This window comes from Nostoc sp. DedQUE09 (genome assembly GCF_034530915.1).
In the GTDB taxonomy this organism is placed as follows: Bacteria; Cyanobacteriota; Cyanobacteriia; order Cyanobacteriales; family Nostocaceae; genus Nostoc.
Genome location: NZ_JAVRCE010000044.1, coordinates 39,846 through 66,498, shown reverse-complemented (window position 1 = coordinate 66,498; position 26,653 = coordinate 39,846). Strand labels below are relative to the sequence as shown.

Genomic DNA, 26,653 nt, shown 5'->3' with positions numbered 1-26,653 from the left:
GATGAATCCACCTCAGAACTCCGTTCATCCACCTTTGAACTGGATGAATCCACCTTAAAGACTGGTTTTGTAAAAGTAGACCATCGGTGCGTTAGCCTCCCGCGTAACACACCCTACGAAAATTGTTAGCAAGGATGCAGTTAAAGCTTTGGTGTCAGCTTAGTGCTGGAAAATGAAACTTGTATGATCGTTGTTAAAGTTCCTCTTTCGCAATATTATGAGCGAATTACAGACCCAACTAGCAACCGATAGCTGGATAACAGCAACTTGGGATGAATATATCCAAATAATTGAAAATCCTGACTACGAAAAAGCCAAGGGCTACTACCACAATGGACAGATGAGGATTGAAATGCCGCCAATCGGGAATGACCATGCCAGCGACCATACAATTATTATCTTTGCTGTTAACTTGTTTGCGAGCATTAAAGGCATTGCTCTAAATGGCAAGGATAATTGTACATATCGGAAAACAGGCTTTAAGGAAGCTCAACCTGATGTGTCTTATTATATTGGTGAAAATGCTGGTGTTATTCCTTACGGCACTTCTATCATCAACCTAGATATCTATCCACCACCAGATTTAGTTATTGAAGTGGCTAATACCTCACTTGCTGACGATCAAGGTGAAAAACGACTTTTATACGAAGATTTAGGAGTGAAAGAATACTGGATTTTAAATGTCCAGAATGTCCAAGTTATGGCTTTTGCTATTGAAAACCAAGGTAGTAGGCGGATTACAGAATCTCAGGTATTACCAAGATTAGCTATTTCTTTATTAAACGATGCATTACGGCAAACTCGTCAAATAAATCAAAGTCAAGTTGGTGCTTGGTTGTTAACCCAATTTCAGCAATAATTACAAACTGCTTTGCGGTAGAGAATGGGGAGCAGGGAAAAAGAAAAGGATACAGAGCAACTAAAGCGCGATCGCACTATAGCAATCCTATCTGATTTGTGAGAATTGCCAGCCGTAGATTCCCAACTTCTCAAAAAAGTCGGGGATCTTGTTTCTCACGAATGGTTCAAGATTGCACAAATATACTGTGGCTAAAGTCACCCTTTCAGGTGAAGACATACAGAAATACGAATGCCTAGTATTAAGGAAGATTAAGCAACTGTGAAGTTTATTAGGCGTCTAATTGTTAGTTAACTTATACAAATTTAATCCCAAAGCTTTAACAACTCCGTACTCTCCGCTTGTCCTCTAACTAAAAAATATTCTTATACAGCAAGATTTACAGGTTTCTATAATATGGCTACGCACATAGAAATTCCAGTTATTGGCAAAGTTAAGTATCCATTGCGCTGGCTGATGGGGCTAATGGCGGGGAGTGCTTTGGTTGTGGGTACTATAACAACTTACACCTTGGTAAATCAAGGGACAAACAAAGAAGATATTGCTCAACTAACTGTGCCAGTTGCAGCCCAAAACGTCACGTTGCGGATTACAGCTAGTGGCAAAGTCGTGCCAGTTCAGAGCGTAAATATTAGTCCAAAGAATCCCGGAGTGCTGTCGCAATTATACGTGGAACAAGGCGATCGCATTCAACAAGGGCAAATTCTCGCCCGCATGGATAGTGCCGGTATTGAGGCTCAAAGGAGCCAGTACCGTGCTAACTTAGCCCAAAGTCAAGCACAGCTAGCCCAAGCTCTTGCTGGTAGTCGTCCTCAAGAAATCGCTCAAGCGAGGGCCCGATTAGCCCAAGCTCAAGCCCAATTAGCTGCGGCTAAGGCTGGTAATCGTCCCCAAGAAATTGCTCAAGCTCAATCTCAAGTGGATGCGGCTCAAGCAAGGGTGAATTACACCAGCGAACAAGTTAATCGTTACCAATATCTATATAAAGAAGGAGCAGAGAAAAAACAATTACTCGATCAAGCCATCAGCGACGACAAAAGTGCTAGAGCCAATTTAGAAGAAGCGAAAAAACGATTGTCGTTAGTCCAAAGTGGGACTCGGAGTGAAGAAATTGAGCAACGCCAAGCCGCTGTTAACGAAGCACGGGCAGCATTGGTACTGTTAGAAGATGGCACCCGTTCTGAAGAAATTGTCCAGCGTCAAGCCGCTGTAGCATCTGCTGAGGCTCAGTTAAAGGGTGTACAAGTGCAGTTAGAAGATACTATTATTCGCGCTCCTTTGTCGGGAATTGTCACCCAAAAGTATGCCGAACCAGGTGCGTTTGTCACACCCACTACCTCTGCTTCTACTAGTGCGTCGGCAACTTCTAGTTCAATTGTCGCTGTAGCAAGGGGTTTAGAAATTTTAGCTCAAGTTCCCGAAGCCGATCTTGGCAGAATAAAACAGGGACAGCAGGTGGAAATTGTCGCCGATGCCTATCCCGATCGAGTTTTTAAAGGTCATGTGCGCCTGATTGCTCCAGAAGCAGTGGTGGAACAAGGTGTGACATCCTTTCAGGTGCGGGTTGCTCTCGATACTGGTATAGATAAACTGCGTTCTGGCTTAAATGTGGATCTGACTTTTTTAGGCGATCGCGTTAATAATGCCTTGGTGTTACCAACAGTGTCAATCGTTACCGAAAAGGGTAAAACTGGTGTACTCGTACCAGATGCAAAGAATAAACCCCAGTTCCGCGAAGTTACAGTTGGGGCACAAATCCAAAACCAAACTCAGATTTTAGGGGGAGTTAAAGAAGGCGATCGCATTTTTGTTAACCCACCCAAAGACTACAAAATTGAAAAGGCTAAAGAACAAAATAATTCGTAATTCGTAATTCGTAATTTAAGATATGAATTTCCTCGAAAGCATGAACATGGCGGGGAAAACCCTCCTATCAAATAAGCTGCGTAGCGCTCTCACGATGTTGGGTATAGTTATTGGCAACGCCTCAGTGATTGCCATGATTGGCATTGGTGAAGGTGGGCAAAAATACGTTAATAAACAGTTGCAGTCATTAGGGCCAAATGTGCTATTTGTACTGCCAGGTAATCAAGAAACTCAGCGAATATCCTTTGAAGTGCCAAAAACTCTAGTGTTGCAAGATGCTGAAGCGATCGCTTCTCAAGTCCCAACAGTAGTAGGAGTTGCACCAGAGTTAAACAGAAGACAGGTAGTTACGTACCGCAACAGAAACACCGATGTCAACATCATTGGCACAACCCCCAGTTTTCTATCTGTGCGGGATTTTGAAACTGCTAAAGGCAGGTTTTTCTCTGAGGTAGACATCAAGCGAAGTAACCAAGTGGTAGTGCTGGGTGGAGACTTGGCAGAAAAACTATTCGGTAATAGTAATCCTGTAGGACAGCAATTGCGAGTTGGAAATACCAGCTTTCAAGTGATTGGAACGTTAACAGCTAAAGGTTCCAGCGTGGGAGCAGATTATGATGATGCTGCCTTAATACCAATCACCACATCAGCAAACCGACTTGTGGGCAAGAATTCTCCTTATGGTATCGCCTTAGATTACCTCGTTGCTGCCGCTCGTGATTCCGAGAGTGTGGATGCAGCAGAATTTCAAATTACTAATTTGCTGCGTTTACGGCACAAAATTAATGGTGAAGATGACTTTACTCTTCGCACCCAGAAAGATGCTTTGCAAACTGTCGGTCAAATTACAGGTGCATTGACAATTATGCTAGCTGCGATCGCAGGTATATCCCTGTTTGTCGGCGGCATTGGCATCATGAATATTATGCTAGTCTCCGTCACCGAACGCACCCAAGAAATCGGATTGCGGAAAGCGATCGGGGCAACTGAGCAAGATATTTTGCTACAGTTCATCATTGAGGCAGTGATTGTCTCCGCAGCCGGTGGTTTAGTTGGGACTGCGGTTGGTATCAGTGGCATTCTATTAGTGGGAGCTTTGACTCCTTTAGAGGCGAGTCTTTCTCCTGTAGCAATTACTATGGCAGTTGGTGTCTCTGGGGCTATTGGTTTATTCTTTGGCGTTGTTCCTGCACGTCGCGCTGCTAAACTCGACCCGATTGTGGCTTTAAGAAGTGCTTAGTAGGTATTGAGCCGAGAGATGAGTAACAACCTGCAAGATGCTCTGGAGACTGTTAATATACATACCTTTCAGAAATTTTTAAGTAAAATTTGCAGGAGAGCGCAAATCTTGGGTTTACGTAAATTTAGCCAAGTTATTTATAAAAATATATAAGTAGTTAATTATTAAAAGTTTGATGAAACTGACATAAGAATAGGGAGGATTGTATAGAAATAGACCTAGTATCGAAATAGAGGGTAAAAGTCTATACAAATTCCATAGGATATTTTCTATTCAGACGTTGTATCATCAATGCCTATTAATGCCACATACATAGTAGGTAATTCCTGTCGTGAATACACTTATGGATTGATATAAACATCTCTCTAAAATACAATTCCATTCTTTAAATCTTAGACCGTATCAAAAGTGAAAAGCAAATTTTTCCATTTATCAGCTTCAGTTTTACTAGCTACCGGGATCGGTGGTACATTTGTGGCTGCACCAGCACAGGCAGCTGTATGTAGTACCAGCAACATTTCTCTTGGAGGAGTAAATGCTACAGCTTGTGCAGGCGCATTTTCTGGTAATGACACAGGTGCAGGTAATCCTTTAGAAACTCTTTTGGATGGTGGACTATTTGCCAGTTCTGTGGGTACTGCTGATTGGACACTACTTGCTAAATCTGATGCACCAAACTCTCTGTTTACAGCAACCAACGGTACTAATATTGGCAGTTGGAGTCTTTCTCAGCCATTAACTAGTAACACCTTTGTAGTAAGTCTGAAGAGCAGCACTAAATATAGTGCCTATCTATTCAAAGATTATGATTGGTCTCAAGGTTTGACAGGAGTTTTCAATACCATTGGTGTTGATTTAAATGGTCGTGGGAATGCAGGGAAAGATTTATCTCATGCTTCCTTATTCGTTTCTAATATCAGTAGTAAGCCAGATCCTCAAGCAGTTCCAGAACCAGCTACTTTACTTGGTTTAGGTTTAGCTGCTAGTGGTATGGTAATTTCTCGTCGTCGTAACTCACGCTAGTAAGCAGTCAGTAATTTTAATTGACGCAGAGTATAAGAAACCCGGTTTTTCAAAAAACTGGGTTTCTTAATTTAAGGCATTTTTGAAACCACATTATGGATCTTAGTGGTATAGCCGTAGTCACATAGATTAGGACAGTGTTGATTGCTCAAAGGCTTGAAACGACTGGGTTTTTACTCAGCACTCAGCACTCAGCACTCAGCACTTTGCTATATATGGTATTGAGCCACGGTATGCGTCAATACTGTTCGGTTAAGACAACAGACGCGATGAATCGCCGTCTCTACAATAATTAGTCTTTCGTGTTGACGGCGATTTATCGCGTCTTTGTGATGATTTATCACATCTTTAGCGATCTAGAATTTTCATCAATAAGCTATTTTCAGGTAAATAGACCACGCAGTAGGGGCGCAAGACCTTGCGCCCCTACGACAGGTGTGGTTCAAATACATAAAAACTGCTGTAATCTTCCTGATTAGGTTGAGCTAGGGAGATGTCTGCTAAATAATTTACTAAATCACTTTAACTGTTGAAATCCAACAGCACCTCAGCTAACTCTTCTAGTTAGAGCGATCAATAAAGGCTTCGATGCGCGATCGCAACAACCCATTGAAGTAATTTTGCTGAAAAACGGGAAGACTATGGTTAATCCCTAATGGGGAAATTTCTATAAAAATCCTGAACAGCAAAATGCTCAAAAAATCTCTACTTAACTATTTAATTTTACCTTTCTCTCTAGTGCCCTGGCTCTGTGTAGGAACGCTTTTTGATTCCCAAGCTAATGCTTTACCAGGACAAAGTACAGAAGAGGTAGGCACTTGGATTAAAGCACATCCGACACTCCGCCCCAGGAGAGGGGAACAATTATTTGTGCAAAAGACTGATACTGCTGCCCAACGATTTACTTTTCAAGCGTCGGTATTGCCTCCTGGTAGGGTGGAGTTTTCTAAAGACCGTGGCACAATTCGGACTGAACGCATTACTATGTATGATGCTATTAACGGCATGACATTTACGCGTCTCCAAGAATCCTTGCGGGTGATTTATGGTTTGGAGATTTATCAAGACTACGATCGCGCCCAAGTCGTGTATCAATATCCCAACCAGAAGGTAGTTAATTCGGCGCGTCTGGCTAAAACTCCGATTCGGGAAGCCTTAAAGGGAGAATTACGAGTAGGCGATCGCTATGTATATTGGGTGGAAGTTGCCCAACCCAAGACTGGTAAAGCTTTTACTGGTCAAATGACAGTTTTGCTCAAAACTGACCTAGACAAGTTAGAAAATGAACTGCAAATTCGTTAATGAGCATCTGAGTGCTGAGTGCTGAGTGCTGAGTGCTGAGTGCTGAGTGCTGAGTGTTGAGTGTTGAGTGTTGAGTGCTGAGTGTTGAGTGTTGAGTGCTGAGTGCTGAGTGCTAAGTGTTGAGTGCTGAGTGCTGAGTGCTGAGTTAGAAGTGAAGTAAGCAATTATTTTCCTTGCCCTCTCTGCTCCCCTGCTTTCTCATCTCTTCCCCAACTCCATCTGAGCTAAGGTTTGCCATATACCCGAAAAGATACTTTCAGCTGCTAAGGAAATTCGTAGTAAATCTTCTTTGAGTAATGGTGGCCAATCAACTCCGGCTTTACGCCCTGCACCAAATAGCTGTTGCGCCTTAATGCTTAACTGATAAAGGGCTAAAGCCAGTTCTCGATCTAGGCTCTTTGCATCTTTGAGGGCTTCAAACACCACTTTCAATGCCAACAAAATCGAAGTGATCTGACCGGGTACCGGCGGCTTGCCCTGTCTCATACGCGTTAACAGCGCATCTGGGTTTTCCTCGGTTGTGATTGTCTGATCTATGAGGAGTTTCCTAGCTGTTTCGTAATTCATGTAGTCAGTTTAGCGTACATTTTGTTTCAGCAGTAATACTTAATTAAAAAGTAATAAAACGGCTTTCTAGTTATTTATAGCAATCTCTGATGATTTATGAAATGATAGGCGTGGGGAAAATGATCGGCAATTGACGATGCTCTAGGTTAACCAAATAGACTGAATATAATATCTTTGAAAAATACACCTTATTAGGAATTACAAGTCAAATGATCTCACCGAATTTACTAGAACTTGAGCGCTCCATCCTTGCCTTGTCTATGGAAGAACAACTTTGGCTGTTAGAAAGTATTGTTCGACAAATCCGCGAAAGGGAGTATGAAAAAGATAAATCTTCTGATGCTAAAAATCTAGAAGAACAACAATTAACACCTGTTGAGCCAAAAAATCAAACACAAATTGCTGCTATAAATGATGAGTTTGCGATTTCTGAAATTCTCTAATAGGTAGAATAAACATTATGAAATTGCCAAAACTAAGAGATTAAATATACAAGTTATCAGTGAGCGATCGCAAAAAAATTACTGACTACGATCGCAGTCTCTAAATTATCATTTACATTGCAAAAGCAATTTTATTCCGTAATAAAAACAAGTTTTTGCGTAATCTAGATTGCCAAACTGTTTTCGTTTACACGGGGATGTAGCGATCGCAAAATCAGATTATTAAGCAAAATCCCCAGAGTTAAAATTATGGAGATGTCCCTATTTACTATTAATTTTGTTTCATCTGTCTTTACGATTCAACCCCATTATGGTATATAACTGTGGGAAATACGCTCTGATGATGTTGCTGATTATCAGTCAATAGGGACAATCTCGCAAAAGCAAATTTTAACGGTGCTTATTACATTGTTTAAAGTTATGTAGCCTTTTGATTACGGCCTATCAACCACTGCGGTAGACTATGCGTTGATTATGATTCTTTCGCAGAGAAGAACACTCGAAAGGAGCCGTTTTTTCAATGTCTCATACCGTAAAAATCTACGATACCTGCATTGGCTGCACCCAATGCGTCCGCGCTTGCCCTACTGATGTACTTGAGATGGTTCCTTGGGATGGCTGTAAAGCTGCTCAAATTGCCTCTTCACCCCGTACAGAAGACTGCGTGGGCTGTAAGCGTTGCGAAACTGCTTGTCCCACCGACTTTTTGAGCATCCGGGTTTACCTGGGCGCTGAAACAACTCGCAGTATGGGTCTAGCTTACTAAAAAGCTGAGTGCTGATCGGAGTGCTGAGTGCTGAGTGCTGAGTGCTGAGATAAAAAGAAGTAAATCAAAAATACAATTTTTTGGTTCTTCACTCGGAACTTGGAACTCGGAACCCAGCACTCTTGATGAAATTGCAATTTTAGATTGGGGATATAATCTCTGGGTATCTAAATCCTAGAAGCTGTATTTGTACCGTCAGGTCAAAAGCTGACAGGTAATCCACTGTAAAAAAACTTAAAATCCATAACAATACCTAGTGATAGAGGGAGTATTTTACTCCCTTTTTTCTTTGCAAAACGTCCACTTTATGCTGCCTACTATACTGGATTTAATCATCCTGAAAAAAAGTGGCGTGAAGAATGTGCGGAATTGTTGGATATATAGGCACTCAAGCGGCGACAGACATTTTACTAGCTGGACTGGAAAAACTAGAGTACAGGGGCTACGATTCGGCTGGAATCGCCACTGTTTGGGAAGGTGAGGTAAATTGTGTGCGGGCAAAGGGCAAACTCCATAACCTGCGTTCTAAACTGGAACAAATAGAAACCCCTGCCCAAATTGGTATTGGTCATACACGCTGGGCAACTCATGGTAAACCAGAAGAGTATAATGCTCATCCCCATTTGGATACAGCAAAGCGAGTGGCAGTGGTGCAAAATGGCATTATTGAAAACTACCGCGAGTTACGCGAGGAACTCAAAGCAAAAGGACACGAATTTCGTTCTGAAACCGATACCGAAGTCATTCCCCATCTGATAAGCGAATTTTTAAAGAATCTTCCCCCCTCATCTCCCTTCCTAGAGGCAGTTCGCCAAGCCGTTAACCATTTGCGCGGGGCGTTTGCACTTGCAGTTATTTCTGCTGATTTCCCCGATGAATTGATTGTTGTTCGCCAACAAGCACCTTTAGTAATTGGTTTTGGGCAAGGGGAGTTATTTTGTGCGTCTGACACGCCTGCGATCGTTGCCTACACCCGTGCCGTACTACCTCTGGAAAATGGCGAAATTGCTCGCCTCACACCTTTGGGCGTTGAGATTTACAATTTTGCTGGCGACAGGTTGAAAAAACAACCACGCCTGCTCAACTTCAATCCGGCAATGGTAGAAAAGCAGGGATTCAAACACTTCATGCTCAAAGAAATCCATGAGCAACCAGGAGTAGTAAGAGCTAGTTTAGACGCTTACTTTAATCCAGCCGAATCTACCGAATCCCCAATCAATCTTGGTTTACCTGCGGATTTATACACCGATTTAGAACAAATTCAAATCCTCGCTTGTGGTACAAGTTGGCACGCAGCATTAGTCGGAAAATATTTACTCGAACAACTAGCAGGAATTTCCACTCAAGTACATTACGCTTCTGAGTATCGTTATGCACCATCACCCGTGACAGCTAACACCTTGATAGTTGGCGTTACCCAATCAGGTGAAACAGCCGATACCCTAGCAGCTTTGACGATGGAAAAAGAACGTCGCCAAGGGAGAGAACCCAAATATCAAGCGCGACTATTGGGTATTACCAATCGCCCAGAAAGCAGCCTTGGTCATCTAGTGCCGCACATTATCAGTACCCTAGCGGGAATTGAAATTGGGGTAGCGGCAACGAAAACTTTTACCGCTCAACTGATGGCGTTTTATGCTTTGGCATTGGATTTAGCAGCTCGTCGTCAGACAGTTTCAAAAGATACATTAGATCAAATTATTAATGGGTTGCGGCAGATTCCCAAAGAAATTGAAGCAACTTTGGAAACCCAGGAACGTTTAACCGAACAGCTAGCCCACGAATTTGCTGAAACTCAAGATTTCATTTTTGTGGGCAGAGGAATTAACTTTCCTATTGCTTTGGAAGGGGCTTTGAAATTAAAAGAAATCAGCTACATTCACGCCGAAGGGTATCCGGCTGGAGAGATGAAACATGGCCCGATCGCACTTTTAGATGCGAAAGTACCAGTAGTTGCGATCGCAATACCTGGTAGCGTTTACGAAAAGGTTATTTCTAATGCCCAAGAAGCCAAAGCCAGAGATTCTCGGTTAATTGGCGTGACTCCCGTCAACGATGGCGAAGCTACGGAAATCTTTAACGATCTTCTTCCCGTCTCTCATGTAGAAGAGTTACTTTCTCCGATTTTGACAGTAGTTCCTTTGCAATTATTGGCTTATCATATTGCCGCCCGTCGCGGTTTGGATGTCGATCAGCCTCGTAACCTTGCTAAAAGTGTCACCGTTGAATAGTATAATCTTATACTTTAATTTAATTGTACAACAATAATAAAGTCGTATAACAAATAAAAAAGTTATACAATATATAAAAAAGTTGTACAATTCTTCCTGTGGGTGTATATGTAAGCATCTACAGGAGTTTTTATGGCTAGAAGCAAACAAGATTGGACGCAAGCCAAGTTTGAGCGTTACCTCAAAGAAGGGCGTGGTCAGGGTAGCGGGAAAGACTATCAGCCTTGGATAAAGATTCAGGATTTTCCTTCAAAGGGCCGTGTTTCCAGACCCCCAGGTTGGAAAACAAACCGAGAACATCATCTGCTTTCTGATAACGAGAAGCGGCTGTTTTACGTCTTCGAGTGGTCAGATACGATTGTAGATATAAGAGAGCAGTTTCCTCTAATTGACCTTGACTTAGCAATGAGTATCGCAGACGAAATGGGTATTAAGTATCCTAAAGATTCGCAAAGCAATACTCCCTATGTTTTAACTACGGATTTTATGCTTTCTGTCAAACAAAGCAAAACTATAGTCCAGCAAGCACGAACATTTAAGCTAACTAAGGATTTGGGAAGTAAATCTGTAGCTGAAAAGTTTGAGTTAGAAAAGCGTTACTATGCTGCCAAAGGTATTGATTGGGGAATAATCACAGAGAAAGAAGTCTTTAAGCAATTAGCGGAAAATGTTGAGTGGATTCATACTGCTTATAAACTAGAAGAAAATGCAGATATAAAGCTCGAAGAACTACGCAACATCGCCAACATCTTAAAATCCAGACTTCAGGAAAGTGATGCAAGCATCAATCAGATAACAACATCTTTAGATAAAAACATGAATCTAGAGTCTGGTACATCTCTGTATCTTTTTAGGCATCTTATTGCTAAGAAGGAAATCATTATAGATATGTTAGCCACAAAAATATCTAGTTGCCCTTCTTCTAGAGAAATTAAAAATATTATTTTTTAGAAAATAATATGTGGTGTATTACATCATAGAGTTTCTCGCAGAGGTAAGGTACAGAAAAAATAATTAACCACAGATGAACATAAATCCTTGTAAGAGCGTACATCTATGCGCCCTACCCATGTACCTCATTGAAATTATAATCGCCATATTATTATGATTAATGATTTATTTGTCAACGACCTGATTGAATGGATTGATGAATCAGGTAATAGCTTTATAGAACGGGTTCTCTGGGTTGATGAAAGCTATATTATAGCCTTTGTTTTTAATATAAATACTAAAAAAGGATTTCCAGAGCCTAAAAAAGTTTCGGAGATTATAGAAGCTATTTCTAATGGTAGCGCATTGAAACTTAAATCAGACCCGTGGGCAAGAATAGTAACAGAGAAAGATTTGTCTGAGAAAGAAAAAGAACTTAGAGATAGAGCTTGGGAAATAATTTCATTTATTGTTATTCAAGAACCATCGATATATTATCGGGATTATAGAGGTGCTTTAGTTCAGCAGACTATTGAAAAATATAATGTAGGTAGAAGTAAAGGTAAATTAGTAGAAATAAGTGTTTATAAATATTTAAGAAGATTTTGGCAAAGAGGTAAAAATAAAAATGCCCTTTTGCCTGATTATGTAAATTCTGGAGGTAAAGGAAAGCCTAAAACATCTGGAGAAAAAAAGAGAGGAAGGCCAAGAAAATATATACACGATCAAGAAATTGGTGTTGGAATAAATGTCACTGAGGAAGATAAAAAAATATTTAGATTTGCAATTACTAAGTTTTACAATAACTCTAAAGAAAATTTTTTAACAACCGCCTATGATTTAATGATTAAGGAATATTACTCAGAAGATTTTTATTACGATGAAAATGGAGCCAAAAAAAGTATCTTGATTCCTCCAGATAAACAACCTACATTTACTCAATTTAAATACTGGTATGAAGTAGAACAATCTGATATCAGAAAGACTATAATATCTCGTAAGGGTTCGACAAAATACGCTTTAGAACATCGAGCCATTACGGGAACTTCCCAAATGGAAACTATTGGCCCTGGAGCTAGATATCAGATTGATGCCACAATTGCGGATGTATATTTAATATCAATGTACAATCGTAACTGGATTATTGGTAGACCTGTTATCTATGTGGTTATTGATGTTTTTAGTCGCATGATAACGGGGGTTTACGTTGGATTAGAAGGGCCATCTTGGGCAGGGGCAATGATGGCTTTAGCCAATTCAGCCATAGATAAAGTAAAGTTTTGCCGAGAATATGGTATAGAGATTTCTGAAGATGAGTGGCCATGTAGACATATTCCTGATGCTATTTTGGGCGATCGAGGTGAATTAGCAGGGATGAAGGTAGAGACATTAATCCCTAATTTAAACGTTCGCATTGAAAATGCTGCTCCTTATCGAGCAGATTGGAAAGGATTAGTTGAAAGACAATTTCGGACTATTCATGGGTATGTAAAACCATTTGTTCCCGGTTATATAGATACTGACTTTAGACAGAGAGGAGGTCATGATTATCGCCTCGATGGTAGGCTTAACATAAATGAATTTACTAAAATAGTTATCTTTTTCATCCTCCAGCACAACAATTATGATTATTTAACTAAATATGCTAGAGATGAAATGATGATCTCTGATGATGTTAATCCTATACCTAGAGAGTTATGGCAATGGGGAATTGCCAATCGTTCCGGTAAGCTGAGAACTTATGAAGAAGATATTGTCAAGCTGAATTTAATGCCAACTGGAAAAGCTACAATTACCGCTCGTGGTATTAAATTTAAGGGAATGTATTACACCTGCGAGAAAGCAAGGAAAGAATTATGGTTTGAAAAATCTAGAAGTAGTTTACTTTCTAAATCCGAAAAATCATTAGATATATCATATGATATTCGACAATCAAAGTTTATTTATTTGCGTTCTCCAAATGGTAGAGATTTTGAAAAGTGTTTTCTTTTAGAGTCTGAACAAAGGTATTTAGATAAAAATTTATATGATATTGAATATTTGTTTGCATATGAAGAATTGCAAAGGCAAAAAAACCAAGGTAAACGACTACAAGGAAAAGTCGATTTGATAGCAAATATAGAAAATATAGTTAGTAAGGCTAAAGAAGATACTGAAGCAGTTTTAGATGATAATACAAGTAATAGACAAAAGGTTGCAAGAATTCGAGAAAAAAAAGCTTTTGAAAAAGAGAAACGACGTGAAAATGAAAGTTTTGAACTAGCAAAAGAAGAAATTACTGATAGTACCGAGGCTACAAATAATAAAATAAACACTCAATCTGAAGATTCAGAGTCATCCAAATTATTGAAGCCTGACCATATGGATTTACTAAGGCGAAAAAGACAGGAGCGAAAACGTGGAGAAGATTGAGGGCGAACTTGTTATGATTCCTAATGGGAAATCAGCGATTGTTGCCAGATATATAGACCAAAAACTTCTAGAATACAACACCAATCCATTAATTCAGGCACTACCTCCTATCCTTTCATCGGAAGAATTTATAGATAAAGTAACGAGAACACCAGACTTTGATGAGCAAGAGAGGCAGCTAGAAGCGCATTATCGATTTCATTGCATTGAGAGGCTATCTCGATATTTTGATCCTCAAAATAAAACTGTTGAATTACAGAAGGTCATTTCTGTACTAATTATGACGGGCTATTTAGCTCGGAATATTCTGAAACCTGAATATGCGAGTCGCTCTAGGCAAATTTATAATGCAATAAAAGATGGAGGAGGTAAAAACTTAGAAAACTATGTTAATCTTCCTACATCTGCTTCCGGTTTAACCCTAATTGGCCCATCAGGGATGGGTAAGTCTACGAATTTTCAAAATATTCTTAATCTTTACCCTCAGATAATTCTTCATCCTGAGTATACTGTTTACCAAATAGTTTGGTTGATGGTTGACTGCCCTCATGCTGGTTCTTTGAAAGGTCTGTGTACTGATATTTTTCTTGGTGTTGACAAACTATTAGGTACTAATTATTTTAAAAAATTTGGTTCATCGCGCAACTCAGAAGATTACATGCTTGCTCAAGTTGCCCAAATTGCCCATACCCATCATTTAGGCACTCTAGTTATAGATGAGATGCAAAATCTTGTTACAGCAAGAAGAAGTAGCTCAGATATGTTGAACTTTTTAGTAAAAATGGACAATACTGTAGGAATTCCAGTAATCCGAGTGGGAACAAATGAGGCTTTTCCTATTCTTCAAGGAAATTTTAGAAATGCTAGGAGAGGAACAGGAGAAGGAAGTGTAATTTGGGATAGAATGGTAAACGATGACGAATGGTATTTCTTCATGGAAGGAATGTGGGAATACCAGTGGACAAAAATGCATGTTCCTTTCTCTGATGAAATAAACGAAGTTTTTTATGACGAAAGTCAGGGAATTATTGATATTGCTGTCAAGCTTTACAAAATGGTTCAATGGAGAGCTATTTCAATAGGTGGGAAAGAAATTATTACTATTGATATAATTCGTCAAGCAGCTAAAGACGGACTATATTTAGTCAAGCCAATGCTTGATGCTATTAGGTCAGGCGATAAAGAGTGGATGATTAAGTATAAAGATATTGCTCCTCTCGATACTACAGAATATCAAAAAAAATGTTTATCTGAACTTGATTCTAAAGATTTGCAAGAGATTCGGAGATTAGCCAGAAAGCAACAGACTCATCAGAAAGTATCACCTAAGCTAAATTATATAATTCTTGAGCTTTTGGAGTTGGAAGTAGAACCTGCTAAAGCAAAAGAATGTGCTGAACAAGTAATAGTTTCTAGTGATGAAGATGCAGACATTACATTGTTAATAAAGAAAGCATATACTCTTGCTTTGCAAGGAGGACAAGTAAATGAGAGTCTTGTTAAGGCAAATACAAGCAAGGCTAAATTAAAACCAAAGTACCAAGGAAATGACATTCGACGAATTGTTGAAAATGCCAAGAAGGAGAAAAAATTTGCATACGATGATTTGAAATTAGCTGGTATAATCAAAAATCCAGTCGAAGATTTTATAAATATTTAGCTTCTTGATGCTTAGTTTTTTCCCAACTCTGTATCCTGACGAGCTTTTGTATAGTACTTTAGCTCGATACCATATTCGGAGTGGTAATAAAAGTTTCAAACAAACTGACTTAGAGGTATTCGGTTACAGCTCTCAACAAGTGTGCAAAGTTACTTTAACTAATAACTTAAATTATTTAGTTAAAAATTTACCTTTACGTTCTCAGCAGACAGTTGATAATTTACTGCAAAATCATACTTTATATCCTTTTTACGGAACTTTCTTAATACCACAGGAAGCTTGGTTATTAAAAGACTCAATGAGTAAAAAACTTAGTGGGTCTATTCTAGAGGTTGCTAAGGTGGCTACTGGTTCTAGTGGTGAGTCAAAAAAATTTTTAAAATTTTGCCCTAAATGTTTAGAAGAAGATACTCGGCAATATGGTGAGCCTTACTGGCATAGAACACATCAAATACCAGGAATTTTAGTTTGTCCAATTCATGGTGTCGTTCTTTGTGATAGTTGTGTAGCAGTTGAGTCGAAAGGCATACATTATTATGCTGCGAGCCTAGATAATTGTTTAGTAATCACAGATGTCAAAATTTTTACAAATCAGGCTTTAAAAACGCTCTTAACACTGACAAATGACATTAATCTGCTAATCCATAGTAATTTTGCCTTTAAAGGTTTGGTTTGGCTTCGAACTCAATACCAACGTTACTTAGTTAATAAAGGACTGTTGCAAATCTTTCCTGGTGGAAAGTTTAAGTTTGATGAGTATGCTTTTTCAAAGCTTATATTTGATTTTTATGGTCAAGAATCCTTAGAAGCCCTTAATCCAAAGTTAACCCAACATCAAGGTAAATATTTTTCTCATTGCTTGCTTGGATGTGACTTAAATCCAGCAGTTGACCGCATCACTCATATTTTAATGGTAAAATTTTTAGCAAATTCTATAGAAGCATTTTTTCAGTAATAAGATTTCCATCAAAAGATTGTTACGAACATTAATATAAAGTAACAATAAATTACTAAAAAATATTATATTTGCTTGGTGTTTTAAAGTACTCTCACATTAATCACTAAGGTAGTCTAAATAATAATTAGTTGCCTCTATCGTATATCTGTTTAAAGATAGGGTGGTAAAGATGGTTGTTGATTGCAGCTTACCTACACAGATTCTCTCAGAGTCACCTTTAAATCTAACAAAGCCAACGGAGGTTTTAACACCTCACTTACCGTACATAGATTTAATTTTTAACCTGCTTGGTGAAACAGTACCTCTCGATCACGGCTATGAGTTATTTTCTGCGATCGCCCACTTTGAACCTGAACTTCATAAGTTAAATACAGTTGGAATTCATACTATTGCAGGTATTCCCAAGGAAGGCGTAATTCAGCTAACTAAAAATTCTAGGCTTCGGATTCGGCTACCAGTAGAGCAAGTGCGTTTGGTTTATCCGTTAGCAGGTAAGTCCCTGAAAATTGGCAGGCATACAATTCGCTTGGAGATTCCTGAAATTTATTTGCTTGAGCCTGCTGAGAGACTGCGATCGCGTATAGTGATTATCCAGGGTTATCAAGAACCGGAATCATTTTTAGCAGCAGCACAGCGTCAGTTAGAACAACTGGGTATCCAGGGAAAAGCCTTTATTACCAAAAATACTGATGGTAGCCCAAAACGTAGAAGTATCAAAATCAAGCGCTTTACGGTTGTGGGTTTTGGGTTAGAAATCATTAATCTCAGCAATGAAGATTCGCTAACATTGCTGAGATATGGCATTGGGGGAAAACGTAAGATGGGCTGTGGCGTTTTTGTGCCTGTGGAGAGAAAGGGAAACGCAAGTTAAAGCTGGTTTTGAACCCAATATAAGTTTGAGAATATTTCCTAAAAATAAATAAGATGTCCGTAGTAGCTAGTGTTGTCAACCCCAAAATTCAGTTAAATTTGGGCGATCCAAGCATAACTTGGATACATCGTGCTGGCATAGCAGGGCTGTGGATGACGCTCAAGCAACTAGAAAAACTATATCCAATACCTGCGGAACGACCTGGTAATTTAAGTTGGTTGCTGACTCCTCGCAGCATCAGCCTTGAATGGCAAGGGCAGGATTTCGTAGTTTTAGACTGGCTGCTAAAGCAATCTTTTCAGATTAATGAAGAAGGTCTAATTTCGCTGACAGGCTTAAATACGCATTCAATCAATATTGAAACCCAAATTTATATTCACTTGGGAATAACAGGAACGTTTCTCCAACATAACCAGGTTTTTAAATTTGACGGGGGTAAATCCTGGTCATTAATAGTTGATGGTATAGAAATCGATGTCGAGTATAAGAAAGCAGTTTCCTATGCTCATCAAGATTTTGCTAAACAACTCTGTGATAAACAAGGTCAATTATTTGGACAATCAATTGGTGTAGCAGGGTGGCTGTATCCGGGGTCTGTAGTTCGTCATGTTGCTTTTACAGAAAAAACTAAGTTTGAAGAGAAACCACAATTGGCTTTTGCTCTTTTATATGCTCCTATTGCTTGCCACTACTTTGTTTTGCGATCGCATACCAAACCGGAACATACACAATATGCCCTAGTTATACCTGAAGTGGTTGACTTAGAAATTTATGCCCAGGAATACTGGAATTTGGGAAACTTAGATTACAAGGATTTCAATGTATCTAGCTTAGGAGATGCTGCATTAAGATACCTTACTTACGAAACAATTATAGAATTGGCTACACCCGATCAAGTAAAACGATGCCAAGTAATATTATTTGGAACGGTAATTTGGTCAAAGCAGCAAAAAACTCGCATAGAAATAGCAGTGGTAGAAGCCACTGGAATAATAAATTTTATCTATAAGCTTAGTCAGATTTCTTTTCCAGAGTACCAAATTATTGAGTATAAAAATAAAAATTTTATCATTAGCAATCTGTTTAGGGGAACAATTGCCGATAACTTAGTAAAGGGCTTTCCTTGGTGGGCTAATTTATATACAATCTTTAAAAATAAAAGTTTATTTAAATTTATTACCGATGATGGAGCATATAAGATGATTCAAAACTCTGAATGGAATCTAGAAAGTCAAAAACTCTTTATTAAAGCTTGTCATGAGGCATTGAAGAAAATATACGCTAAAATTTATGGACGAACAAATGAAGGTCAATATGCTCAAATTGAGCGAGAAAATATACGTATTTTATCGCAACTAGGACGTTGTACAAATGCTGAAAATTTTCGGAAATTTATTGCGGAGTTTTGGGGAAGAGCAGGTCAACTTTCCATTCTAGAAAAACACTGGGAAGAATTACTGCCATTAACTTCTGGCATAATGGATTGGAAAGTTGCCAGAGATTTAACTTTTATTGCTCTTGCTAGTTATCCAAAAAGCAATATGGTTGAGAAACAAATATTGGAAATCTCTGATTCTAATAGCGAATAATTACACCTTTTTTTGCTTAAAAAACACAAAAAATGAATTTAATAGGCAATTTTAAATGTTTCATTTATTCGGTAATATTTTGACTAGCTATGGAACCGCAGCTAATAATCGTGGGGAAAATGAAGGTAATATAACTCCTTTACAAAAATTGAATTGGAAAGGTGAAGTTCATACTATTGTTTCATCTGAGGCGATTCGTTGGGCATTACGGTACTACTGGCAAAATGTTGGCTATCCGGTGAATCGACGTTGGGATGAGAATGCTCAACCAGTAGCGGATCATGTTTGGCAAGACCCCAACTTTGATGATATTCGCTTCATTGATGATGATGTTCTGGGATTTATGCAGGCAGAGGCAGCCAAAGCTGAAGCTTCCGATGAGTCTGAAGGCGAGACCGAAGAAGCATCTCAAAATGAGAGCAAAAAAGTTTCTAAAAGTAAGGATAAGCAAAGTTCTCCACGTAAGGGAAAGCAAAAGCCTAAAGGAAAAATAACTGCTAGACGAGGTGTATTAGAAGTTACCCGTGCAGTATCAATGATACCTTTTATGGGAGACATTACCTTTAATGCTGTTAGTGGAGTAAAAGGACGAAATTCTCTTTATGCCACAGAGATTCATGCTACTCGTTATCAATATGGTTTTGCATTGACACCCGATAGCCTCAAAGATAAATCTCGCATCCATGCTGTTCTAGATGGTTTGATTTCGATTGGTGAAGTGGCGGGAAATCATGCCCGTTTTTTGTATGATTTCTCCCCTGAAAGTATTGTACTGCGGTGGACACATGATTTTTCCCCTCGTTTTCTATATTGCTTTGAGCAAGATGAACTGGGAAATATGTCAGCATCAAACTTAGTGCGACAGGTAGAAGTAGGAGATATTGATCCCAAAGAATTATGGATTGGAGGCTTAATTTCTCAAGGTTTAGAAGATTTGGGAGCAAATGTGTTTCCTGGAGTGAAGTCGGCAGTCAAAGCATTAAAACAGGTCATTGCTGAAGATTTGCAGTTGTCATCGGGGAGTGATTAAGATGACGACAATTGCTTTGAAAGTTGAAGTACCTATTGCTTGTTTTCGTCAATCCCGTGCTAGAGAATACGCTGAAACGTATTCAGTACCTCCACCTTCTACGGTGTATGGGATGTTACTTTCTCTGATTGGTGAGACAGATCGTTATAAGCATTGTGGAACTCAATTAGCGATCGCGCTCTTGTCTAAACCAGAAAAATCTATTGTAATTCGGACTTTTCGCAGGTTTAAAACGAAAGATATCCACCACCCTAAGAATGCTAAACCTGATTACCAAGAGTTGCTAACGAACATTGAGTTTGTAGTTTGGGTAAAAACAAACAAAGCAAAGCCTACTTTACCAGAACTTTTGCAGCAAGCATTTGTGAACCCAGCTTCTATCAATCGATTTGGTGGGCTGTGTTTAGGTGAAAGTCGGGATCTAGTCAATACTGTTACCCTTTTACCTGAGAACTATCATGGTGAGTCTTTGTGGTGGTTAGTTACAGATGAAGATGGTTCGCTAACCTTACCCTACTGGGTTGACCATGTTGGGTCTAAGAGAACACGCTGGCAGTGTTATGAGCTTCAAGAGTCCCAAGTATGGCAACCACCGGATTTATCGTGGACTACAATTCAAACTAGTTGAAAAAGGAGGATATTTAGATTTTGACAAGCATACCTGCTTGTTGCGCCGACATAAAGAGATAAAAAGTCGGTATTCTTTACTGAATCAGCAATTGAGTCTTTTCATTATGATTAAGGATGCTTGCAATTCCTCAGAAAGTTCCAACAATAAGCCTTCTGGACGTTGCTAAATTAACCTAGCCTATTAAATTTTGCAAATTTAGTACCTCCTAATGGCAGGTGCTTGTAAAATTATTTAGAAGGCCTGATGGATTAATATGTTTAGCCATCGCTGTTTTTTAACATTAGATGTCGTAAGACGTTGAGCAGATCCGGAGGTCACACTCTAAAATCGAGGTCGGCAAGTTCTTTAACATTAGATGTCGTAAGACGTTGAGCAGCCACAAATTTTAGACCAACCTTTGTTATCCGGTTGTTCTTTAACATTAGATGTCGTAAGACGTTGAGCAGACCCAGATCCGAGCGAACTTCCCCACTACCTCTAATGTTCTTTAACATTAGATATTGTCAGACGTTGAGTAAGATTCTGCTGCTTGTTGCCATAGCTTTTACTTCAAAAACTTCCCTCAACCCTCTTCATGCGAAATTTTTGTGCGGATTTGTTCCCATTGCTCAATCTGCTCGTGTAGTTGCAATTTGCGATCACCCTTAACTGCACCAAGACTACTAAACAAATCCTGGCCATTCAACTGATCGCTGTAAATAGCAATCAATTCGGTCAGTTCTTTTTTATGGCTTCCATTTCCTCCTCAGTGAAGAAATTTACATCTAGGCAAATCAGTCATCTGCCAATTCTCTCCACAAGCTCCAACCTACTTATATCAAAATAAGGTTTTTTCTGAACCACCGACCTTGACGCTTAGTTTTAGAAAGGGTCAGATTAAAAAACAATCGTTTGCTATTTCCTACTTTCGCAAGTTCTAATGGTTGGATTTTAGTTTCAACAACAATATCCAACGAATTAGATACTTTTAGTGCTTCTGAAAGTAAATTAGGTGTCGTTAAATCAGGAACTAGATTCGCTAATTTTTGGGTATGTCTGTTTGGATCATTGATTTTATCAATATCAATGTCTGGGCTTTTCCAGAACGAAACACACGCTTACTTAGATGTATAAGCGTCTGAGTTTTATGATGAATCATGAAATGCAGTATGCAACTGCTCAACAATCCTTCCCTGGTTCATTCTCAACCTGAATGCCGTAATTAATGAACATTGCCGGGATGGATATGTCTAGGGCGTTTGCTAGCTTTTCCATAGTTTCTAACGAAGGATTCAACTCACCTCTTTCCAGGTTGGATATGTAAGTACGATGAAGTTCAGCCCGTTCTGCTAGCTGCTCTTGAGAAAGATCCAGTTCACGCCTACGTCGTCTGACCGCTTTACCAAAGCGCTGTTTAATACTTAGTTCATTTTTTTCAGTCACTGCACAATATTCAAAAAGTGCAGGTAATAAGTCTACATACTATAAATAACTAATTGTAGTGTATAAATAACATTAGAGATTAGTGCAAAAATTTTATGCCTAAAATACCCCTTCAAATACCGCCAGTTGGCTTACCAGAGCTTATTCCCAGCGAATTACCCCACCAAAAATTTCATCTCGGTGAATGGGTACGCTGGTTTCAAGTACCCAACGGTGACTTTGGTCGCGTCATCGGAGTTCTATACACCCAACAAGCCAGTTGCATTGCCACTGGCTTACATTACTTGGTTCTTTTAGATGAGCGCAGCCCCTCTTGTAAAATTTGCACCTGCGACTTCGCTTTCGAGGAAGATATCGAACCTTTAGATAATTCATCCTTGGAAGGGCTTCAGGGCAATCATGTCTAAAGCTCAACAACATCAGCAGTTGCTAGAAATACATAATCAAATGTTCATGTCTCCCCAAGACTTTAGCTATCGTTGGGGATTGGGTTACGAAGAATTAGCAAAAATCTGTGCCATCTCTAAATCTACGGCTTATCACTGGTTGGGTGGACAAGCCAGCCGCAGAGAAGCTGGATTACCTTATCAGAGAATTATGGCTGTGGCTGATTTTCTTTTCGCCAACGCCGAAGTAATTAACCCTCTGTTGGAACAGTGGCATAATTCACCACCACCAAATTAATTCTTCAGTTTTTGCAAATTGACAAAACTTTTCTCCATCACCTTGACTGGCATAAAAAATAGGTAGTAGGGTGCAATTTATCGTCATCAGCCTAGCCACTGTTCCATGAACCGCTCCACCAATGACTCCTATTACTTGCCCTCCAGTATTGAATTGACCCAAAGCCATGTCCTGATTCATCGCATGGCAATTCCTCTCAAAAATGCCATCAGCTACTTACAACAATTTCCCCAGTCAGAATACGAGGATATTTGCCGAGATGCTTTTGAGTTAGGATTTCTTTGCTTGCAAACTGCTCAAACTCGTCATGGCAACGAATTAATCAAGCAGCAGATGGAATCCTTGTTGGTGGAGTTTCAGCAGGCAGTCAAGGTAATTGCAGAGTCTTTCCAGCAGGAATTAATTAATCAAGTAGGGACAGATAATGGTCAATTATTAGCTCCACTCCAAACTCAAATTAATCTGACATCAGCCATCCTCACTGAAAAACTCAATAGCGTCAGCACTTTGCTTACACTCGAAATTGATCCCGCCAGAGAAACTTCTGTTGTTGGCCGCTTTCTCTCTTCATTACGTCAACTCTTAGATGCCAAACGCTCTGATTCCATTCAAGGCGCATTTAAAGCAGCATTAATAAATGCGACTAAGGAAAATGGTACTCTGGCTGCGGCAGTTAAAAATGTGGTTTCTGAGTCTGTGAAACCATTAACCGAACAAGTGGAAAAACTGACCAGAGAAATTCGAGATCAACAGGTGACACAACAAGTACTTGAGCAGACAACTGCTAAAGGCATCAACTATGAAGAATTAGTTGTTGTCGAACTACGAGATTGGTCAAAATTGAGTGGAGTAGAGGTGGAGCATATTGGTCGTGATGGGGATACTGGCGATATTCTCCTAAAGTTCACCAGTAAATCGTTAGCTGTAATTGAACTGTCAATAGTGATTGAAGCTAGGAAACGACCCTCAAAACCTTTTGGTCGCCAAGCAATCACTCAACATTTACAGTCAGCAATGGTGCGGCGTTCTGCAAACTCGGCAATTTTTTTAAGTTATTCGCGTGAGGGATTAGCGCAGGAAATCGGTGATTGGGCAGAGGGAGTTTCTGAGTCGGGTTATTGGATCGCCACAACCCATCCATTTTTAATCATTGCTATCCGCTTTTTGGTGATTCAGCAAAGGTTAAATAAATTGCGTACCTTTGAATCAGAACTGGATGTAACTGCTGTTGAACAACAAATTCAGCAAATCCGCACAGCTTTGGGACGAATCAGAACTATAAAAAAATCCTTGACGGAAATTGGTAAGGGTGTGACTGTGATTAAAGCTGAGGCAGATGCTTTGAACGCAGATATTCAATCAGCACTGAAATCAATTGAGCAAGTCCTGAGTTTTGTTCCAAGTGAAAGTATATAAAAGTCAACAGCAAGGGCTACGGGTAGATTCTCTAAACTGCTCAAAAATATTTTTTTCAGGTTTCAACATGAGAAAGAATCTATGCTTGGCTTTTTTCCAGCCCCTTATCCAGATGAAATTTTATACAGTATCTTGGCTCGTTACCACATTAGGAGTGGTAACACGAGTCCAAAAATAACTGTAAAGGAGCTATTTAATTCTCAAGATGTAATAGCTACTGTTGACTTACCTTCTAACCTTAATTCGTTGATTGAGAATCTACAATTTATCTCGAATTATCAAGTAGAAGATTTGATATATAAATATACCCTCTATCCTTTTTACAGTGTTTTCCTGCCACCGAAAAGAGCTAGTCAGGTGATGGAGTCTATGAAAGCAGATTTCGGAGGAGATATTCATACCAGAACCGGAATTATGGCGAGTTCGTTGAAGATGCAGAGGTATCTGCGATTTTGCCCAAAATGTTTGGAAGAAGATTTGCAAAACTATGGGGAGTCCTACTGGCATAGACTACATCAAACACCAGGGGTTCTGGTTTGCCCAGTTCATGGTGTGACTTTGCAAGATAGCACAATTCCCATGCAAGGTTTTAACAGGCATGAATACTATGCTGCAAGCCAAGAAAACTGTCCTGTTGTACCGATACAACAGGCTTACAGTCAAGAGACTTTAAAAAAGTTGCGACTGCTGGCTCAAGATATTTCATGGTTGATAACTAGTAATCTTTTCTCTAGAGAACTAGAGTGGTTTCAAAGAAAATATATAACTTTATTAACTGAAAAAGATTTTGCAACGGCAACCGGGCGAGTAAACCAGAAGAGACTACTAGATAATTTCTTGTTCTTTTATGGTGCTGAAGTGCTTGAGGCTGTTAACTCAATGGTGAATTACGAAAATGAGCAAAACTGGCTATTCAGCATTGTTAGGAAGCATAGAAAGTCATTTCATCCCATCAGACATCTACTCGTAATTAGATTCCTGACGAATTCTATCGAGGAATTTTTCAACACGAATTACCAGTATAAACCTTTTGGTGAAGGGCCTTGGCTGTGTCTAAATGCTGCGGTAGACCACTACCTCAAGCCAGTGATAACTAATCTTGTTGTTACTCACTGTTTGGATAATAAAAAGCCGTTAGGTACTTTTTCTTGTTCCTGTGGGATGGTTTATTGCAGAACTGGCCCTGATAAAACTGATGAAGATAAGCAGCGAATTGGCAAAGTCTTGACATACGGTCAATTCTGGGAGCAGAAGCTAAAAGAACTGGTAGAGATCCAAAAGTTAGGTCTACGAGAGACAGCAAGACAACTCAAGGTCGATTCCAGAACAGTAAAACGTTATACTGCCATACTTAAGCTAAAAACTTTTTGGAAATCTTCAGAGGAAAATCAGCTAGTAGACTCACAGGAAGTTTTAGACTCAAATCTAAATTTAGCCAGTGATGACAAAATCAAATACAGGGAAGTTTGGAAAGCTTTACAACAGCAGTACCCAGAAGCCTCAAAAACGACTTTGAGGGGATTAGCCAAGGGAACCTATACTTGGCTATATAGAAACGACAAAGAGTGGCTCAACACAAATTCGCCGGATTTAAAAGTGCCTGTCCCTTGCTCCGGTAAAGTTGATTGGGCAGAAAGAGACAAGCAAGTTCTCGAAAAGGTAAAAAATGCTGTACGAACACCTCTGAGTGCAGAAAAACCCGTGAGAATCACTATTGGCAGGATAGGGAAAAGTATTGGCTTACTGGCACTACTCGAAAAACATTTGGCAGAAATGCCAATGACTAAGGTTTATTTAGAATCAGTGATAGAAACTGTAGACGATTTTCAGATTCGGCGTATTAAGTGGGCAATTCGGTGGCTTGATGATTGCGGAGAAGAAATTCAGCCTTGGAAGGTGATTAGACTGGCTGCGCTACGAGAAAATTGCTCACAGAGAGTACAGGCGGCTCTAGAAAGTGAGCTTTATAAACAACCGGATTCTAATAAAATTAGAGACAATAATTAACTAATGCCGCAGCATCACCATATTTTCATCAAGACCTTGACAGAAAAATTCTAGTCTTTGATTTTTCTCTACATCTCTAAGGTTGATGGAACTGACTACAAATGGAAATAATGCAGGTGTTTGGCTAATTACACCTAAAGCTTGGGAATTAGAATTACTTGCTATTAAAACTGCTTCTATTAGCCATGCTACCAGTCTCCTGTTATCGACTAATTGCACTGATGCTGGTTGATATATGCCTTTTTCATTAGTATCTTGCAAGACTCCCCAATCGACAAAACAGCGCAGTAGACGTTGAGTTGCGCGTGATACTGTTTCTCGTTCGCCTAATTGTTCTTTTATGCGTCTTTGCACAGAAGCTGCTGCAAATAAACCCTGTAATCTTATTAATCGCCCAACATTTTCTGCAACAGTCCCGAAAAATGGGTAAACAGCCATAGCCATACCCCAATGGATAACTATGTGTTGATTAGATGGGCTGATTCTTAAAAGTTCCAAAGCTTCATTTCGCAGAGGCTCTAGGTTTGTTGGCACTCCAACCCAGATTTTCAGCAGTATCGAAATGGTTTTTCTACGGCCACTAGATTTACTTTCACTGCCAACTGAAACCTTATCCTGTAAAAATTCATTAAGTGCTGTTTGAATTTCTGAGCGTGTAGAACCAGCTAAAAGAAGGTTGGCTGTAAGTTCCAACCAATTTAATTGAATACGCTGACTAAAACCAACTTCTACCCGCCTGCTCATTT

Annotated in this window: 28 protein-coding genes; 21 read left to right on the top strand and 7 right to left on the bottom strand. The window is 39.4% G+C overall.

The annotated features are described in order from the left end of the window. Nucleotides 1-217 precede the first annotated feature (217 nt). From RMY27_RS24050 to RMY27_RS24030, 5 genes are all read left to right on the top strand, one after another. Nucleotides 218-859, top strand: coding sequence for a Uma2 family endonuclease (locus tag RMY27_RS24050; RefSeq protein WP_322667400.1), 642 nt, complete (start codon nucleotides 218-220; stop codon nucleotides 857-859). 396 nt (nucleotides 860-1,255) lie between these two features. Next, entirely contained in the window at nucleotides 1,256-2,725 is a 1,470-nt protein-coding gene (locus RMY27_RS24045; protein ID WP_322667399.1) for an efflux RND transporter periplasmic adaptor subunit, read from the top strand. 22 nt (nucleotides 2,726-2,747) lie between these two features. Continuing rightward, nucleotides 2,748-3,965, top strand: a complete 1,218-nt coding sequence (locus RMY27_RS24040) for an ABC transporter permease (RefSeq protein ID WP_322667398.1) — start codon at nucleotides 2,748-2,750, stop codon at nucleotides 3,963-3,965. Nucleotides 3,966-4,373: 408 nt separating this feature from the next. Then, nucleotides 4,374-4,988 (top strand): PEP-CTERM sorting domain-containing protein, encoded by a 615-nt coding sequence (locus RMY27_RS24035; protein WP_322667397.1) that lies wholly within the window; start codon nucleotides 4,374-4,376, stop codon nucleotides 4,986-4,988. Nucleotides 4,989-5,125: 137 nt separating this feature from the next. Continuing rightward, on the top strand, nucleotides 5,126-5,284 hold the full coding sequence (locus tag RMY27_RS24030; protein ID WP_322667396.1) for a hypothetical protein: 159 nt from the start codon (nucleotides 5,126-5,128) through the stop codon (nucleotides 5,282-5,284). Between the two features lie 264 nt (nucleotides 5,285-5,548). On the opposite strand, the gene RMY27_RS24025 is transcribed toward RMY27_RS24030, so the two are convergent. Further along, the gene (locus RMY27_RS24025; RefSeq protein WP_322667395.1) at nucleotides 5,549-5,686 is read right to left on the bottom strand and encodes a hypothetical protein; all 138 of its coding nucleotides are present in this window, start codon (nucleotides 5,684-5,686) and stop codon (nucleotides 5,549-5,551) included. Here RMY27_RS24025 and RMY27_RS24020 point away from each other — a divergent pair. Beyond that, nucleotides 5,679-6,290 carry a hypothetical protein gene (locus RMY27_RS24020; RefSeq protein ID WP_322667394.1) on the top strand — a complete coding sequence of 204 codons (612 nt, stop codon included), beginning with the start codon at nucleotides 5,679-5,681 and terminating at the stop codon, nucleotides 6,288-6,290. The two genes, RMY27_RS24025 and RMY27_RS24020, sit on opposite strands and share 8 nt — an antisense overlap. On the opposite strand, the gene RMY27_RS24015 is transcribed toward RMY27_RS24020, so the two are convergent. Further along, complete coding sequence (locus RMY27_RS24015) at nucleotides 6,287-6,454, bottom strand: hypothetical protein (RefSeq protein ID WP_322667393.1); 168 nt, start codon at nucleotides 6,452-6,454, stop codon at nucleotides 6,287-6,289. The two genes, RMY27_RS24020 and RMY27_RS24015, sit on opposite strands and share 4 nt — an antisense overlap. A 34-nt stretch (nucleotides 6,455-6,488) precedes the next feature. Further along, nucleotides 6,489-6,857 carry a Dethiobiotin synthetase gene (locus tag RMY27_RS24010; protein ID WP_322667392.1) on the bottom strand — a complete coding sequence of 123 codons (369 nt, stop codon included), beginning with the start codon at nucleotides 6,855-6,857 and terminating at the stop codon, nucleotides 6,489-6,491. A 209-nt stretch (nucleotides 6,858-7,066) separates the two neighbouring features. Between RMY27_RS24010 and RMY27_RS24005 the strand changes: the two genes are divergently transcribed. The 11 genes from RMY27_RS24005 (at nucleotide 7,067) to cas5 (ending at nucleotide 20,375) form a co-directional block, all read left to right on the top strand. Then, nucleotides 7,067-7,300: a hypothetical protein gene (locus tag RMY27_RS24005; protein WP_322667391.1), complete on the top strand. Its 234-nt coding sequence runs from the start codon at nucleotides 7,067-7,069 to the stop codon at nucleotides 7,298-7,300. 520 nt (nucleotides 7,301-7,820) lie between these two features. Beyond that, complete coding sequence (gene psaC, locus RMY27_RS24000; protein ID WP_012411495.1) at nucleotides 7,821-8,066, top strand: photosystem I iron-sulfur center protein PsaC; 246 nt, start codon at nucleotides 7,821-7,823, stop codon at nucleotides 8,064-8,066. A gap of 359 nt (nucleotides 8,067-8,425) precedes the next feature. Next, nucleotides 8,426-10,297, top strand: coding sequence for a glutamine--fructose-6-phosphate transaminase (isomerizing) (glmS, locus tag RMY27_RS23995; protein ID WP_322667390.1), 1,872 nt, complete (start codon nucleotides 8,426-8,428; stop codon nucleotides 10,295-10,297). 132 nt (nucleotides 10,298-10,429) lie between these two features. Further along, complete coding sequence (locus tag RMY27_RS23990; RefSeq protein ID WP_322667389.1) at nucleotides 10,430-11,248, top strand: TnsA endonuclease C-terminal domain-containing protein; 819 nt, start codon at nucleotides 10,430-10,432, stop codon at nucleotides 11,246-11,248. Nucleotides 11,249-11,401: 153 nt separating this feature from the next. After that, nucleotides 11,402-13,639 (top strand): Mu transposase C-terminal domain-containing protein, encoded by a 2,238-nt coding sequence (locus RMY27_RS23985; protein ID WP_322667388.1) that lies wholly within the window; start codon nucleotides 11,402-11,404, stop codon nucleotides 13,637-13,639. Continuing rightward, nucleotides 13,626-15,299, top strand: coding sequence for an ATP-binding protein (locus RMY27_RS23980; protein ID WP_322667387.1), 1,674 nt, complete (start codon nucleotides 13,626-13,628; stop codon nucleotides 15,297-15,299). Before RMY27_RS23985 ends, RMY27_RS23980 begins: the two co-directional genes overlap by 14 nt. A gap of 7 nt (nucleotides 15,300-15,306) precedes the next feature. Next, complete coding sequence (locus RMY27_RS23975; protein WP_322667401.1) at nucleotides 15,307-16,254, top strand: TnsD family Tn7-like transposition protein; 948 nt, start codon at nucleotides 15,307-15,309, stop codon at nucleotides 16,252-16,254. Between the two features lie 172 nt (nucleotides 16,255-16,426). Beyond that, on the top strand, nucleotides 16,427-17,128 hold the full coding sequence (gene cas6, locus RMY27_RS23970; protein ID WP_322667386.1) for a type I-MYXAN CRISPR-associated protein Cas6/Cmx6: 702 nt from the start codon (nucleotides 16,427-16,429) through the stop codon (nucleotides 17,126-17,128). Between the two features lie 53 nt (nucleotides 17,129-17,181). Beyond that, complete coding sequence (cas8a1, locus tag RMY27_RS23965; protein ID WP_322667385.1) at nucleotides 17,182-18,717, top strand: type I-MYXAN CRISPR-associated Cas8a1/Cmx1; 1,536 nt, start codon at nucleotides 17,182-17,184, stop codon at nucleotides 18,715-18,717. Between the two features lie 55 nt (nucleotides 18,718-18,772). Next, on the top strand, nucleotides 18,773-19,747 hold the full coding sequence (locus RMY27_RS23960; RefSeq protein ID WP_322667384.1) for a DevR family CRISPR-associated autoregulator: 975 nt from the start codon (nucleotides 18,773-18,775) through the stop codon (nucleotides 19,745-19,747). A gap of 1 nt (nucleotide 19,748) precedes the next feature. Next, on the top strand, nucleotides 19,749-20,375 hold the full coding sequence (gene cas5, locus RMY27_RS23955) for a type I-MYXAN CRISPR-associated protein Cas5/Cmx5/DevS (protein WP_322667383.1): 627 nt from the start codon (nucleotides 19,749-19,751) through the stop codon (nucleotides 20,373-20,375). 565 nt (nucleotides 20,376-20,940) lie between these two features. Here cas5 and RMY27_RS23950 read toward each other — a convergent pair. Both RMY27_RS23950 and RMY27_RS23945 read right to left on the bottom strand, forming a co-directional pair. Continuing rightward, on the bottom strand, nucleotides 20,941-21,087 hold the full coding sequence (locus RMY27_RS23950) for a hypothetical protein (protein WP_322667382.1): 147 nt from the start codon (nucleotides 21,085-21,087) through the stop codon (nucleotides 20,941-20,943). Nucleotides 21,088-21,536: 449 nt separating this feature from the next. Continuing rightward, on the bottom strand, nucleotides 21,537-21,800 hold the full coding sequence (locus RMY27_RS23945; RefSeq protein WP_099100438.1) for a helix-turn-helix domain-containing protein: 264 nt from the start codon (nucleotides 21,798-21,800) through the stop codon (nucleotides 21,537-21,539). 95 nt (nucleotides 21,801-21,895) lie between these two features. Between RMY27_RS23945 and RMY27_RS23940 the strand changes: the two genes are divergently transcribed. Next, nucleotides 21,896-22,207, top strand: coding sequence for a hypothetical protein (locus RMY27_RS23940; protein ID WP_322667381.1), 312 nt, complete (start codon nucleotides 21,896-21,898; stop codon nucleotides 22,205-22,207). Next, entirely contained in the window at nucleotides 22,200-22,484 is a 285-nt protein-coding gene (locus RMY27_RS23935; RefSeq protein WP_322667380.1) for a helix-turn-helix domain-containing protein, read from the top strand. Before RMY27_RS23940 ends, RMY27_RS23935 begins: the two co-directional genes overlap by 8 nt. Here the strand turns inward: RMY27_RS23935 and RMY27_RS23930 are convergent. Then, on the bottom strand, nucleotides 22,467-22,664 hold the full coding sequence (locus RMY27_RS23930; RefSeq protein ID WP_322667379.1) for a hypothetical protein: 198 nt from the start codon (nucleotides 22,662-22,664) through the stop codon (nucleotides 22,467-22,469). The two genes, RMY27_RS23935 and RMY27_RS23930, sit on opposite strands and share 18 nt — an antisense overlap. 3 nt (nucleotides 22,665-22,667) lie before the next feature. On the opposite strand from RMY27_RS23930, the gene RMY27_RS23925 reads away from it, so the two are divergent. Both RMY27_RS23925 and RMY27_RS23920 read left to right on the top strand, forming a co-directional pair. Next, nucleotides 22,668-23,900 carry a hypothetical protein gene (locus tag RMY27_RS23925; protein WP_322667378.1) on the top strand — a complete coding sequence of 411 codons (1,233 nt, stop codon included), beginning with the start codon at nucleotides 22,668-22,670 and terminating at the stop codon, nucleotides 23,898-23,900. A gap of 81 nt (nucleotides 23,901-23,981) precedes the next feature. Next, nucleotides 23,982-25,907: a TnsD family transposase gene (locus RMY27_RS23920; RefSeq protein WP_322667377.1), complete on the top strand. Its 1,926-nt coding sequence runs from the start codon at nucleotides 23,982-23,984 to the stop codon at nucleotides 25,905-25,907. Here RMY27_RS23920 and RMY27_RS23915 read toward each other — a convergent pair whose 3' ends face one another. Beyond that, nucleotides 25,908-26,651 carry a hypothetical protein gene (locus RMY27_RS23915; protein ID WP_322667376.1) on the bottom strand — a complete coding sequence of 248 codons (744 nt, stop codon included), beginning with the start codon at nucleotides 26,649-26,651 and terminating at the stop codon, nucleotides 25,908-25,910. It abuts the gene before it with no gap. Nucleotides 26,652-26,653 lie beyond the last annotated feature (2 nt).